This window comes from Cellulophaga sp. RHA_52, from assembly GCF_007827205.1.
In the GTDB taxonomy this organism is placed as follows: domain Bacteria; phylum Bacteroidota; class Bacteroidia; order Flavobacteriales; family Flavobacteriaceae; genus Cellulophaga; species Cellulophaga lytica.
Genome location: NZ_VIRZ01000001.1, coordinates 1,822,345 through 1,836,640, shown reverse-complemented (window position 1 = coordinate 1,836,640; position 14,296 = coordinate 1,822,345). Strand labels below are relative to the sequence as shown.

The following is a 14,296-nucleotide window of genomic DNA, read 5'->3' as shown; positions in this document are numbered from 1 at the left end:
TAGAATTGTAATTACACTGGCTCTCCATACAAATCAAAATCTGCAGCTTCTGTAATTTTTATACTAGCATATTCTCCTTGTTTTAGGTAATGCTTGGTAGCATCAATTAAAACCTCATTATCTACATCCGGAGAATCAAACTCTGTTCTTCCAACAAAATAATTACCTTCTTTTCTATCTATAATACATTTAAAAGTCTCTCCTATTTTTTCTTGGTTTAACTCCCATGAAATCTGAGATTGTATCTCCATAATTTGGTTAGCTCTATCTTGCTTCACCTCTTCTGGCACATTGTCTTCTAAATTATACGCGTGTGTATTTTCTTCATGACTATATGTAAAACAACCTAAACGCTCAAAACGCATATCTGTAACCCATTGTTTTAAGGTTTCAAAATCTTCTTCAGTTTCCCCAGGGTAACCAACAATTAGCGTAGTTCTAATGGTCATATTTGGCACCGTAGCTCTAAAATCTTGCAACAACTTAGTAGTTTTTGCCTGTGTGGTACCACGGCGCATACTTTTTAAAATTGAATCTGATATGTGCTGTAACGGAATATCTAAGTAATTACAAATTTTAGGCTCTTTATTCATAAGGTCTAGTACATCCATAGGAAACCCAGTAGGAAAAGCATAGTGCAAACGTATCCATTCTATACCTTCAACCTTAACTAAAGCCTCTAAAAGCTCTGCTAAATTTCTTTTCTTATATAAATCTAAACCGTAGTACGTTAAATCTTGTGCTATAAGTATTAACTCCTTTACTCCTTTTGCTGCTAATTTTTCAGCTTCAGTAACCAAATCTTCAATTGGTGTACTTTTATGTTTGCCACGCATTAATGGTATTGCACAAAAAGAACATGGCCTATCACAACCTTCTGCTATTTTTAAATAAGCATAGTTTTTTGGCGTTGTAGTAATACGCTCTCCTATTAACTCATGCTTATAATCTGCCTCTAAAGCTTTTAATAAACTAGGCAGTTGACTAGTACCAAAATACTCGTCTACATTAGGAATCTCCTTTATCAAATCTGGTTTATAACGCTCACTTAAACATCCTGTTACAAAAACCTTATCTACCTCACCAGCTTCTTTTTTTTGTACAAAATCTAAAATAGTATTTACACTTTCTTCTTTTGCATTATCAATAAAGCCACACGTATTAATTACAACAATATTACCATCTTCTTCATGTGCAACTTCTTTTCCATTAGCTTTTAATTGCCCCATAAGTACTTCAGAATCGTACACATTTTTAGAGCAACCTAAAGTAACTACATTAATTTTGTTTGTTTTTAGTGATTTTGTGCGCATAATCTATTAAAATTGGCTGCAAAAATACAACTTGCTTAAGGAATGACACCTATATAGAACTAATTTTATGATTTTTACGTTAAACCATTAGCCTATAATGTTATCTAAACTTAAAAATATACAAGATGAAAAGTTACACATACTCTTTTTTAACATTAGTACTTTGTATAATTTGCAGCTGTTCTACAGATAAAGAAAATAACATAGACGATACAGATTCTAATGAAATGTATTTTCCACCTATTAACTCTGACGAGTGGAAAACTAATACAGTTGAAGATTTAGGCTGGAATGAAAATGCTTTACAACCACTTTTAAGTTTTGTTGAAGCCAACAAAACAAAAGCTTTTTTAATACTTGAAAACGGAAAAATTGTAGTTGAATGGTATGGTAATAATGCTGATGCAACCTCTAATTTAGCTTGGAATTCTGCTGCAAAAACATTAGTATCTTTTACTGCCGGAATTGCTATTGAAGAAGGTTTATTAGATATCAATTTACCATCTAGCAATTACTTGGGTACAGGCTGGTCTTCTTTAACCACTGCTCAAGAACAAAACATTACAGTTAAAAACCATTTAACAATGACTACTGGTTTAGATTATACTGTAACTAACAACAACTGCACAGACCCAGAGTGTTTCACTTTTAAAAATTTACCAGGCACATTTTGGTACTATCATAATGGAGCATACACTATTACACACAATATTATAGAAGGAGCCACACAGCAAAATTTTAATACTTATTTTAATGATAAACTAAAAAATGTAATTGGTATGCAAGGCTCTTGGGTACCTTTTGGTTACTTTAAATTGTATTACAGTAACGCCAGAAGTATGGCCAGGTACGGAATTTTAAATCTAAATAAAGGAAATTGGGATGGAATTCCGGTGTTAGAATCAGAAACATATTTTAACGAAATGACAAGCACGTCTCAGAACTTAAATGATGCATATGGTTATTTTTGGTGGCTAAACGGAAAAGCATCATATAAACTACCTGCTTCTGAACTTAATTACACTGGAAAACTAATACCTAATGCACCCAACGATTTAATAGCCGCCTTAGGCAAGGATGACCAAAAACTATACATTTCACCTAGCAAAAACCTAGTTGTTGTACGTTTAGGTGATGCTGCTAATGATGAACTACTTGGTCCGTCTAGTTTTGATAATCTACTTTGGGAGAAAATAAATAACTTAATTAACTAGTTGTATTTTTTTGGTATTTGCCTTGCTTTAAAAACAGATTCAAAACCTGCTGCATAACGCAGCAATTCTGCCTCTTTAAATTGTTTTGCTATAAAAGTTAAACTAATTGGCTCCCCTGTTTTTTTATATCCCATTGGCACTGTAATTGCAGGATATTTAGCTACTGCTGCATAACCAGCATGGTAATTATTAATAGATAAAATTGCATTTAAATTATGAGCATCCATAGCTTCATTAAAATAACGCCTTCCATTTTGCTCTAAATTACTAACAATAACAGCTAATTCTTCAACTGTAGTGGTATCTGCTAAAATTCCTCTAAATAAGGCTTGCCCATAAGGTATTCTTACAACAGAATCTTTAGCATTAAATGCTACAGCAGATTTTATATCTTTTATTGGTAGTTTATTTTTAGTTTGATTTTTTATGTAGGTTGGCAAATCGTGCTTCATATCAATATTTAAAATACTTAAAAAACCACTCATTGAAACTTCTGTAGGTGTAATTTCTACAATAACACTCCCTTGTTCTCTTAATTTATCTATTGTTATTTTATAAATAGAATCTGACTCTAACAAGTTTTTTATCACTCCAAAACGTTTCCCTTTTAAGCTATTATCTATTAAAGGCGCAGAAAGTACACCTAAATGTTTTTCTACAGATTTACTATCTGCGGCATCTTTACCTTTCATTGCATCTAATAAAATAGCAGCATCACCTACGTTTTTAGCCATTGGACCAGGAGTATCTAATGTACTAGAAATTGGTACAATACCAGTTCTACTTAACAAACCAATTGTTGGTTTTAAGCCAACTACCGAGTTTTGACTAGATGGAGATAATATAGAGCCCGATGTTTCTGTACCCACAGCAGCTACCGCATAATTTGCTGCAACAGCCGTACCACTACCAGCACTAGAGCCTCCTGTTTCAAAAACGGTTCTACCATAAGGGTTTAATGTTTGTCCGCCCACTGCACTATAACCAACAGGGCAACCAGTACATAAAAAATAAGCCCATTCACTTAAATTAACTTTACCCAAAATTAAGGCGCCATTTTCCTTTAGTTGCTTAACTATAAAAGCATCATCTGTACTGTTATTTTTTAATGCTATTGCACCAGCAGTGGTTACCATATTTTTAGTATTAATATTGTCTTTTAACAATATAGGCATACCATATATTGGGTGCTTACTAGCTGGCTCATTATTCGCATTTTTAAGCTCATCTAATTTACGAGCTTGCTTAACCACATCTTTATTTAAAGCTATTACTGTATTTAAGGTTGTGGTATTATCTAATTCATACTTATAAATTCTGTACAAATAAAAAAGAACCAGTTTTTCATAAGTTAATACTCCTTCTTCTAATTGCTTACGCAATGTATAAATATCTTTTTCTAAAATAAGAGGCTTTAATGCTGTATATTCTTTTTCTGATAATTTTTGAACCTCTGGATATAATGGAAGAAAAATTTCATTTTTATCTATTACTTTAGATTGTAAAAGTTTGTAACGCATTCTAGAGTTTTTATGCGTTTTATTCTTTTCTACCTCTAAAGAGTCATTATAAGGCATCCATAATACAACTTCTTCTTTAGATGTTTCTTTTTTGTTTTTACAAGCAAAAGCAAGCAAAACCAATGTAAGTAAAAATATTTTTTTCATAACCAAATAGCTTAAAACCAAAAAAACCTCCATATGGAGGTTTTAAAATTATTTTTTCAGATTAAAGAAAGAGTCTACAAACTCATATTTATTAAAAACCTGCAAGTCTTCAATACCTTCTCCCACTCCAATATATTTTACCGGAATTTGAAACTGATCTGAGATTCCTATTACAACACCACCTTTTGCAGTACCGTCTAATTTAGTAACCGCTAATGAAGTTACCTCTGTAGCTTTTGTAAATTGCTTAGCTTGTTCAAAAGCGTTTTGACCAGTAGAACCGTCTAAAACAAGCATTACATCATGCGGCGTATTATCTACAACCTTATGCATTACTCTTTTTACTTTAGTAAGCTCATTCATTAAATTTACTTTATTATGCAAACGGCCAGCAGTATCTATAATTACTACATCTGCATTTTGAGTTACAGCAGAACTTAACGTATCAAAAGCAACAGAAGCAGGGTCACTACCCATTTTTTGTTTTACAATTGGAATATCTACACGATCTGCCCAAACTTGTAGCTGATCTATTGCAGCAGCTCTAAAAGTATCTGCAGCACCTAAAACAACCTTTAAGCCTTGTTTTTTAAATTGATAAGCCATTTTACCAATGGTAGTAGTTTTACCAACACCATTAACACCAACAACCATAATTACATAAGGTTTTACACCTTTAGGAACTACAAATTCGGTTTCATTACCTGTATTTGTTTCAGATAAAAGTGCCGCTATCTCTTCACGTAAAATTACATTAAGCTCATCTGTACCTAAATATTTATCTTTAGATACACGTGCTTCTATACGATCTATAATTTTTAAAGTAGTATCTACACCAACATCAGAAGTTACTAAAATCTCTTCTAAGTTGTCTAATACATCATCATCTACCTTAGTTTTACCAGCAACAGCTTTACTTAACTTAGAAAAAAAGCTGCTTTTACTTTTCTCTAAACCTTTATCAAGGCTCTCCTTCTTTTTTGAAGAAAATATATTTTTAAATAGACTCATTTTTTATCCTGTAATTTCACCAAAGATATAAAAATAAAAAAAGCCACTTTCTAATGAAAGTAGCTTTATTATCAATATGGTATATTGATATTATTTTTTTGCTAACCACTCGTTTACAAATTCTGGAGCCATTACTGATTCCACAAACGTGTAAGCACCTGTTTTAGGAGATTTTACCATTTTAATGGCTTTAGTTAATCTCTTTGAGCTGGTCTGTAAACTTGCTACTGTTTTCTTTGCCATAACTTTATAGTTTAACAATTTCCTTGATAAAGGAAATTTAAATTATTTTATTTCTTTATGAACAGTCATTCTCTTAAGGATTGGGTTAAATTTCTTTAACTCAATTCTATCTGGAGTGTTCTTTTTGTTTTTAGTGGTAATGTACCTAGAAGTACCTGGTTGCCCAGACTCTTTATGCTCTGTACACTCTAAAATAACTTGTATTCTGTTACCTTTCTTTGCCATCTTTATTATTTTTTAAAGAGATTATTTAATAATCCCCTGTGCTTTAGCCTCTTTTAATACTTCAGAGATTCCTTTTTTATTGATACTCTTAAGAGCTCTTGTAGATACTTTTAAAGTTATCCAACGATCTTCCTCTGGAATGTAAAAACGTTTTTTGGAAAGATTTACATCAAACCTTCTTCTTGTCTTATTAATAGAGAAAGACACGTTATTTCCAAACATTGCTTTCTTTCCAGTGATTTCACAAACTTTTGACATTATGCTAGATTTTGTGTTATTTTAAACAGGCTGCAAATTTATAGCTTTTTTTTGGGTAGACAAAATTCTTTTCATCAAATTTTTAAAATTATTTTTTCTACTTCTAAAATGGCACTATTTAACAACCTAATATTTCTTTATACAATAGCTCTAAAGCCTTATTAATTGCTTTGTTTACTACCCGTTCTCTTTGTCCTCCTAATTGTTGATGCACAGCAAATGTTTTAGTTGGTGTTGCAATACCAATATAAACTGTACCTACTTCTGCGTTAGAATCTCCTTTGGTAGGCCCTGCATTACCTGTAGTTGCAATTGCAAAGTCTGTCTTAAGCATTTTTTGTACATTTTTAGCCATTGCTACTGCTACTTGCTCACTTACCACAGAATACGTTTTAATTAAGTCTTCTGGCACTCCCAAAACAGTTGTTTTAACTTCGGTTGCATAACTTACAACACTTCCTTTAAAATAGGCAGATGCTCCAGGCATAGATGTAATTATTTCTGCTATTTTACCTCCTGTAAAACTTTCTGCTGTTGCAAGTGTTTTTCTTTTTTCTGTAAACAATTTAGCTACTACAACCTCTAACTCATCTTCACCCTCATCGCCATAAATTATATCTCCTATTAGACTTTTTAATTTTAGACTTTCTTCTTCTATACTTTTTTCTAAACTGCTTTTATTTAAACTTGTACCAGATAAGCGCAAACGTACAGATCCTAAGCTTGGCAAATATGCAAGTTTTATAAACTTTGGTAAATTATCTTCCCAATCACTTATTTGTGCCGCTAAAGTACTTTCTCCAACGCCATAAGTAATAAATGTTTTATGTATTATGTGTGGTCTTTTAAACTCTTTTATTATACGCGGTATTACTTCTTCCGTTATAAGGTAGCGCATTTCAAAAGGAACACCTGGCATAGACACAAAAACAGTATCCTTTTTTTTTATCCACATTCCTGGCGCTGTGCCCTTTATATTGTGCAAAACGGTAGCTTTAGACAACACTTTAGCTTGTTGCTTATTAACATCTAATATTGGTTTGTCTGAAAACTTTTTAAACAACTCCTCTACGTGAGCTAACACTTTGTTGTTTTGAACCAAGGTATCATTAAAAAACTCGCATAAAGTATGCTTAGTTATGTCATCCTTTGTAGGACCCAAGCCGCCAGTAATTAAAACAATATCTACTCTTTTTGATGCATCGTTTAAAGCAGATAAAATTTGCTGTTTATTGTCTTGTACAGATGTAATCTGATATACAGCTACTCCTATCTTATTTAATTCTTTACCTATAAAAGCTGAGTTGGTATCTATAACCTGACCAATAAGTAACTCATCTCCTATGGTTATTATCTCGGCAAGCATTACAAATTAAAGTCGTTTTTTAACTCTACTACAACTTGTTCTACATCAACCTTTAATGTTTTAAAAATTTTATCAATTTCATTAAAATCTCCTTGTTGCTTTCCTAAAGATTCAATTTCATAAGCAGCAGCTCTGGTTTGCTCCATACCCAACAAATCTACATTAGGTTTAATTTTATGAGCTAATTGGTAGGTAGGCTCATAATCCCTACTTTCAATAGCTTTTTCTAAAAGTCCTAAATCTTCAGGTACTTCTTCTAAAAATACAGATACTACAGAATTGATAAAATCATTATCACCATCTGCCATTTCATTTAATTTATCAAGACTATAAATCATTTATTTTATATTTAATGTAAACATTTCTTCACCTTCTAAGGTGCCACAAAGATAATCATTAGCATCTACCCGTCCTACACCTGCTGGTGTACCTGTAAATATGACATCTCCTTTTTTTAACATAAAGTATTGAGAAACATACGATATAAGCTCGTCTATTTTCCACAACATTAAATTTGTATTTCCCTTTTGTACTATTTCTTCATTTTTTAACAATGAAAAATTTATATTATCTACAGAAGAAAATTTACTTTTTGGCAACCATTTACCTATTACTGCCGCACCATCAAAACCTTTTGCTTTTTCCCAAGGTAATCCTTTTTCTTTTAACTTAGATTGAAGATCACGTGCTGTAAAGTCTATTCCTAGACCAATTTCATCATAATAATTGGCAGCAAATTTTTGTTCTATATGTTTTCCTACTTTTTTAATTTTAACTAAAACCTCTACTTCATAATGTATGTTATTAGAGAATTCTGGTATGTAAAAATCTTGTTCTTTTGGTATCACAGCAGAATCTGGCTTAATAAAAACAACAGGATCTGTAGGCTTTTCATTGGCCAATTCTTTAATATGATCTGTGTAGTTACGACCTATACAAATTATCTTCATAATAAACTTTATTAGGTTATTGCTTTTCTTTAGACAATTTTAAACTTACCGCTGGTACTAAATGCTTGGTATTATCTTTAGACTTTACCTTAAAATCTGTCCATTCTCCCATACCATATACCATAACTTTAAAATTTTGGTTTTTATTGTAAACGCCACCAAATGTTGGTGCAAACCTATCTTCTATAGTTAATTTACTAGTTAAGGGGTCTTTACCTTTAATTGCGTACCAATTATAGGGTACAAATAACCACTCTAAACCAATATATAAGCCTTGTTTAGGCATTTTTATATTAAAGGCAGACAAGTCTATAGACACAAAGTCATTCTCTGCAAAGGTTTCTAAAATTATACTTTTATGTAATAAATCTTTTGTTGGTTTTTTTGTTACTGGGTCTACATCATAAACACGTATTCTAAATTTAGATGCTCTTCTTTTAAACCCTTCATTTTTTTGAAAAAAAACGGTAACTTTATTTACATATTTTTTTGATGCTCCTATGTTTGGGTAGTACGTTGCCAATACCCACGGTGTAGATGAAGATGAAAAACCACTTTTAAGATCATAACTACCTATAGGGTTTAGCACGTATGAGTCTCCAAGAGATTTAGCCACAACAACCTCATCTAACTCAAAAGACTCTTCTACCATACCAAACTTTTTGTCCGCTACAATTTTTTTCACATCTACAATAGTATCTTTAAAACCTAAAGAAGACAAGTGTACTTTTTTTTCTAAGAAAGATGTTGGAACATCTACAAAAAAATAACCTTTTTCATCTGTAGAAGCTCCTTTTAATGTGTTTAAAAAACTAACATTAACATACGGAATTGGCTCTTGTGTTTTTGCATTGTAAATGGTGCCATCTATTAAAATTTCTTGTGCAGACACACTAACAACACTAAAAAAAAGCAAAAAGAAAAATTTCATTATTTAACTTAACTTATTGTTTAACTTACTAAGTTTAATTTGAGTAAGTACTTTTTTAGTATACAACGGAAAATCTGCATTTAAAATCCACCCAAAATAGCCTGGTTCTTTTTCTAGTACATCATCTACCTTTTTACCTTTGTGTTTACCAAAAGAAAAAGCTGGGTCACCATCTTGATCTATTATAATAAAGCCAGCAAAATCTGCAAACTTTTTACGAGTGGTAAATTCTGATAGTTTTTTAATGTCGTTTTCCAATTCTGGATAACGGTCTAATTGTGATTTTAAGACCTCAAAAGTTGCATTTGTATCTGCGGCAGCACTGTGAGCATTTGTAAGCTCTTTATTGCAATAAAATTTATAAGCAGCCTCTAAAGTTCTTTTCTCCATCTTAAAAAAGATAGTTTGCACATCTACAGATACTGTATTTTTCATATCAAAATCTACTCCTGCACGTAACATTTCCTCAGCTAAAAGTGGAATATCAAACCTATCTGAATTGTAACCTCCTAGGTCACAATCCTTAATCATTGCGTAAATTTCTTTAGATAATTGTGCAAAAGTAGGTTCATTTGCAACTTTCTCATTGCTAATACCATGCACTGCAACAACCTCATCTGGTATATGCATTTCTGGGTTTACTAGCCAAGTTTTACTTTCTTTATTTCCGTTAGGGTATACTTTTAAAATGGAAATCTCTACCACTCTATCTTTAGCCACGTTTATACCTGTTGTTTCTAAGTCAAAAAAACAAATTGGGCGTGTTAATTTTAAATCCATTTTACTGTGTTTTAAGACAAAGATAAATGAATAGCAACTTTTAGAGAAAATAAAATAGGTATAAAAAAATGCCCTGTTAAAAAACAGGGCATTTTATAGTATTTATATTAGTGATGTATTAAATTTCTCTGTTTACATCCCAAGCTTCTAAGTATTCCGCTACTGCTTTTATAAACATACCACCTAAGGCACCATTTACAACGCGGTGATCATAACTATGAGATAAGAACATTTTAGAACGTATACCTATAAAATCACCTTCTGGAGTTTCTATAACAGATGGCACTTTACGTATTGCTCCTAATGCTAAAATTGCTACTTGCGGCTGGTTAATAATTGGTGTGCCAAATACACTACCAAATGTACCTACATTGGTTACGGTATATGTACCTCCTTGAATATCGTCTGGTTTTAAAGCATTGTTTCTTGCTCTGTTGGCCAGGTCGTTTACAACTTTAGCCATACCAACTAAATTTAACTGATCTGCATTTTTAATTACAGGTACAATTAAGTTTCCGTCTGGTAAAGCTGCTGCCATACCTATGTTTATATTTTTCTTTTTAATTACAGAATCTCCATCAAAAGAAATATTTATTAGCGGAAACTTTTTAATAGCAAATGCTACCGCCTCCATAAATATTGGAGTAAATGTAAGTTTTTCTCCTTCTCTCTTTAAAAATGCATTTTTATTTTTATTTCTCCAGTTTACAAGGTTAGTAACATCTACCTCTATAAAACTTTGTACGTGTGCAGATGTAGACACACTAGCTGTCATATGCTGTGCAATTAATTTACCCATACGAGACAGTGGTATAACCTCATCTCCGTCTGAAGCAACAACTGGTGCTGCCTTAGTTGCTGGTGCTTTTGTTGGCTGTGCTGATGGTACAGGTGCGCTTTTTGGTGCTGCCGTACTACCATTACTACTAGGCGATGTTCTGTTTTCTACATAATTTAATATGTCTGTTTTAGTAACTCTGCCCTCTTTACCTGTACCGCTTATAGCGTCTAATTCTGCAATAGTAATACCCTCTTCTTTAGCTATATTTTTAACTAATGGAGAGTAAAATTTATCTGAATCACTAAAATCTTGTGATGTTGCTACTGTTTCTTTAGCTACAGCAATAGAACCTTCTATAGCCGCAACTTCTGGTGTTTCTTCAACTTTTTCTTCAGCCGCTGGTGCACTATCTTCTGTTGTAGCAGAAACTTCTACATCGCCAGAAATTTCAATAATAGCAACAGTTTGTCCAACTTGTACTATATCATCAACGTTAAAAAGTTTTTCAACTAAGACACCTTCTACTTCAGAAGGAACTTCAGAATCTACCTTATCAGTGGCAATTTCAAAAACAGCCTCATCCATCTCAATGGTATCCCCTACTTCTTTTAACCAAGTAGTTAATGTTGCCTCTGCAACACTTTCTCCCATCTGAGGTAATTTTAATTCAAATTTTGACATATTACTATTTTAAAAGCAATTTATATACTTAATTTTGCAAAAATACTAATTAAAACGTCATTTAATTAAATTTAGTGCATTTATTTTAATTTAAACTATTCTAATTTTAAAGAATTCTCAAAAGGAACCCTATTTAATATACTTCTACCAAGGGTTACCTCATCTGCATACTCTAGTTCATCACCAACGGCAATACCACGTGCTATAGTAGACGTTTTTAAACCCATACCTTCTATTTGTTTGTAAATATAAAAGTTGGTAGTATCACCTTCCATAGTAGAACTTAAAGCAAAAATTAGCTCTTTAATTATACCTTCTTTAGATTTATTTACCAAAGAATCTATTGTTAAATTTTGCGGACCAACGCCTTCCATAGGAGAAATTCTACCTCCTAAAACGTGATACAGTCCTCTGTATTGCCCTGTATTCTCTATAGCCATTACATCTCTAATGTCTTCTACAACACAAACTATAGACTCATCTCTTTTTGGGTTAGCACAAATTTCACATAAGACAACATCAGAAATATTATGGCAGTTGCTACAAAATTTAATTTCTTCTCTTAACTTTAATAAACTATTAGATAATGCACTAGTTTGGTCTTTTGGTTGTTTTAATAAATGTAATGCCAAACGCAGAGCTGTACGCTTACCAATTCCTGGCAACTGAGATATTTCGTACACTGCATTTTCTAACAATTTAGAAGAGAAATCCATACTATCATTTTTCTACACAAATTTACAATTTATTCTTGTTTTTTGAAGATCTATTAGTACTATGATGATATTTTTTCTTTTTGTACTTTGCAACCACAAATTACTACTTATGACATCTACCCATATATTAATACTAATAGGTTGTTACTTTTTAGTTTTACTATTAATATCTTACTTAACCGGAAAAAACGACACTAACGAAGATTTTTTTAAAGCAGGCAAACAATCTCCTTGGTATGTAGTTGCCTTTGGTATGGTTGGCGCATCATTATCTGGCGTAACTTTTATATCTGTTCCTGGTTGGGTACAAGGCTCACAATTTAGCTATATGCAAGTAGTGTTTGGCTACCTAGTTGGTTACTTTGTAATTGCATATGTTTTAATGCCTATTTATTACAAACTTAATGTTACCTCTATATATGAGTATTTAAAAGAACGGTTTGGTATGGTTAGTTACAAAACCGGTGCTTTTTTCTTTTTCATATCTAGGGTATTGGGCGCTTCTTTTAGGTTATTTTTAGTTGCATTAGTATTGCAACAGTTTGTTTTTGATGATTTAAATATTCCGTTTGAAATTACTGTAATACTATCTATACTGCTTATATGGATTTATACTTTTAGAGGCGGAATTAAAACTATTGTTTGGACAGATACGCTACAAACCCTTTTTATGTTACTATCTGTTGGTTTGTCTATTTATTTTATAACAGATAAATTAGATATGAGTTTAGGTAACTTACTAGCCTCTGAAGAACTAAAACAATACAATAAAATATTTTACACAGATAGTTTTCTAGCTAAAAGTCACTTTATAAAATCGTTTTTTGGAGGTATGTTTATTGCTATTTGTATGACTGGTTTAGACCAAGATATGATGCAAAAAAACCTTAGTTGCAAGACATTAAAGGATGCACAAAAAAATATGATTTCTTTTAGTTTAGTTTTGGTTGTTGTTAACTTTATTTTTCTACTATTAGGTGCCCTTTTATTTATTTATGCAGATAAATTTAATATTGTAACTCCTTCTCTTGGTGGTGTTGGTGCTCCTAAAACAGATTTACTTTTTCCTGAAATAGCCTTAAACAGTGGACTAGGAATTGTAATTGCTATTACATTTATGTTAGGCTTAATTGCAGCTGCTTACAGTAGTGCAGATAGTGCATTAACTTCTTTAACAACTTCTTTTTGTGTAGATTTTTTAGGCATAGATAAAAAACCGCAAAAACAACAAAAAAAGCTACGCAAAATTACACATATAGGTATGAGTATTTTACTTATAATTGTTATTATAATATTTAAAAACATATTAGACCGCAATGTAATAGACAGTTTGCTTACTGTGGCAACCTATACATATGGCCCTTTACTTGGACTTTTTACCTTTGGTATTTTTACAAAACATAAAATTAAAGACAAATGGGTTTGGCTTGTGGCAATTGTACCTGTAATTCTAATTTTACTAATTTCTAACGTGCCACCAGAACAGCTTGGAGGGTATGTAGTTGGTTATGAAATGCTTCCAATAAATGGCTTACTTACCATTTTTGGCCTATGGTTGATTAGAAAAAAATAAGAATTTGAAAAAACAGTACTAGGGAAAAGTAACTTTTTTATATTATTTGTAATATTTTTTATAAAAAATTATAAAATTTATTTTTAATACTGGTTTGTTGCCAACATTACTAAAGTACACCCAACAACAACCTCTATATTGTTCTTTTTCAGTATTTTATAAAATTCAAGGTTTTCTGTACCTGGGTTAAATATTACTCGCTTTGGATGTAATTTTACTATAGCATTGTAATATTCTACCTGCCTAGACGGATTTAAATATAAAGTAACTGTATTTATATTTTGAAATTCGGTTAAATTATCTTTAATTTGGAGATGTAAAATAGTCCCTAAATTTTTACCGAATGCCTCAGTTGTTATGTTCTTTTCTAAGAGTTTCTTAATAGCAAGATAACTATACCGATTCGGATTCAACGAAGCACCAAAAACAAGGGTTTTAGACATTTTTTGAAAATTTAATGTTAAATATTGTTAACGATTGTAACTTTATTGTAAAATTTACGTCTTATAACTATATATAGTTATTTAAATAAAGACATTTTAAGATAAGGTCATTGATAACGCTGTATTTTTATAGTTAATGGTTAG

Annotated in this window: 16 protein-coding genes; 2 read left to right on the top strand and 14 right to left on the bottom strand. The window is 31.7% G+C overall.

Annotation, left to right across the window (positions count from 1 at the left end; genetic code table 11):
- Positions 1-11: 11 nt before the first annotated feature.
- Positions 12-1,313 carry a 30S ribosomal protein S12 methylthiotransferase RimO gene (gene rimO, locus JM80_RS08100; RefSeq protein ID WP_013620058.1) on the bottom strand — a complete coding sequence of 434 codons (1,302 nt, stop codon included), beginning with the start codon at positions 1,311-1,313 and terminating at the stop codon, positions 12-14.
- Between the two features lie 125 nt (positions 1,314-1,438).
- On the opposite strand from rimO, the gene JM80_RS08095 reads away from it, so the two are divergent.
- A complete protein-coding gene (locus JM80_RS08095; protein WP_144709655.1) occupies positions 1,439-2,527 on the top strand; it encodes a serine hydrolase in 1,089 nt (362 codons plus the stop codon).
- Here the strand turns inward: JM80_RS08095 and JM80_RS08090 are convergent.
- The 12 genes from JM80_RS08090 to recR form a co-directional block, all read right to left on the bottom strand.
- Positions 2,524-4,194 (bottom strand): amidase family protein, encoded by a 1,671-nt coding sequence (locus tag JM80_RS08090; protein WP_144709654.1) that lies wholly within the window; start codon positions 4,192-4,194, stop codon positions 2,524-2,526. The two genes, JM80_RS08095 and JM80_RS08090, sit on opposite strands and share 4 nt — an antisense overlap.
- Before the next feature lie 48 nt (positions 4,195-4,242).
- Positions 4,243-5,205: a signal recognition particle-docking protein FtsY gene (gene ftsY, locus JM80_RS08085; protein ID WP_013620061.1), complete on the bottom strand. Its 963-nt coding sequence runs from the start codon at positions 5,203-5,205 to the stop codon at positions 4,243-4,245.
- Between the two features lie 90 nt (positions 5,206-5,295).
- Entirely contained in the window at positions 5,296-5,448 is a 153-nt protein-coding gene (locus JM80_RS08080; RefSeq protein WP_013620062.1) for a DUF4295 domain-containing protein, read from the bottom strand.
- Between the two features lie 42 nt (positions 5,449-5,490).
- A complete protein-coding gene (gene rpmG, locus JM80_RS08075) occupies positions 5,491-5,673 on the bottom strand; it encodes a 50S ribosomal protein L33 (protein ID WP_013620063.1) in 183 nt (60 codons plus the stop codon).
- Positions 5,674-5,694: 21 nt separating this feature from the next.
- Positions 5,695-5,931: a 50S ribosomal protein L28 gene (gene rpmB / locus JM80_RS08070; RefSeq protein ID WP_013620064.1), complete on the bottom strand. Its 237-nt coding sequence runs from the start codon at positions 5,929-5,931 to the stop codon at positions 5,695-5,697.
- 118 nt (positions 5,932-6,049) lie between these two features.
- Positions 6,050-7,297 (bottom strand): competence/damage-inducible protein A, encoded by a 1,248-nt coding sequence (locus tag JM80_RS08065; protein ID WP_144709653.1) that lies wholly within the window; start codon positions 7,295-7,297, stop codon positions 6,050-6,052.
- The gene (locus JM80_RS08060) at positions 7,297-7,635 is read right to left on the bottom strand and encodes an Hpt domain-containing protein (protein ID WP_013620066.1); all 339 of its coding nucleotides are present in this window, start codon (positions 7,633-7,635) and stop codon (positions 7,297-7,299) included. The genes JM80_RS08065 and JM80_RS08060 overlap by 1 nt, the downstream gene beginning before the upstream one ends.
- Positions 7,636-8,247, bottom strand: coding sequence for a fumarylacetoacetate hydrolase family protein (locus JM80_RS08055; protein WP_144709652.1), 612 nt, complete (start codon positions 8,245-8,247; stop codon positions 7,636-7,638).
- A gap of 16 nt (positions 8,248-8,263) precedes the next feature.
- Positions 8,264-9,178: a carboxypeptidase-like regulatory domain-containing protein gene (locus JM80_RS08050; RefSeq protein WP_013620068.1), complete on the bottom strand. Its 915-nt coding sequence runs from the start codon at positions 9,176-9,178 to the stop codon at positions 8,264-8,266.
- Positions 9,179-9,181: 3 nt separating this feature from the next.
- Complete coding sequence (locus JM80_RS08045; protein ID WP_144709651.1) at positions 9,182-9,958, bottom strand: 3'-5' exonuclease; 777 nt, start codon at positions 9,956-9,958, stop codon at positions 9,182-9,184.
- A 118-nt stretch (positions 9,959-10,076) separates the two neighbouring features.
- Positions 10,077-11,420: a dihydrolipoamide acetyltransferase family protein gene (locus JM80_RS08040; protein ID WP_075694349.1), complete on the bottom strand. Its 1,344-nt coding sequence runs from the start codon at positions 11,418-11,420 to the stop codon at positions 10,077-10,079.
- 95 nt (positions 11,421-11,515) lie between these two features.
- The gene (gene recR / locus JM80_RS08035) at positions 11,516-12,136 is read right to left on the bottom strand and encodes a recombination mediator RecR (protein WP_144709650.1); all 621 of its coding nucleotides are present in this window, start codon (positions 12,134-12,136) and stop codon (positions 11,516-11,518) included.
- Positions 12,137-12,245: 109 nt separating this feature from the next.
- On the opposite strand from recR, the gene JM80_RS08030 reads away from it, so the two are divergent.
- Positions 12,246-13,709, top strand: coding sequence for a sodium:solute symporter (locus JM80_RS08030; RefSeq protein WP_144709649.1), 1,464 nt, complete (start codon positions 12,246-12,248; stop codon positions 13,707-13,709).
- 83 nt (positions 13,710-13,792) lie between these two features.
- Here the strand turns inward: JM80_RS08030 and JM80_RS08025 are convergent, their stop codons facing one another.
- Positions 13,793-14,152 carry a CoA-binding protein gene (locus JM80_RS08025; protein WP_034645061.1) on the bottom strand — a complete coding sequence of 120 codons (360 nt, stop codon included), beginning with the start codon at positions 14,150-14,152 and terminating at the stop codon, positions 13,793-13,795.
- Positions 14,153-14,296 lie beyond the last annotated feature (144 nt).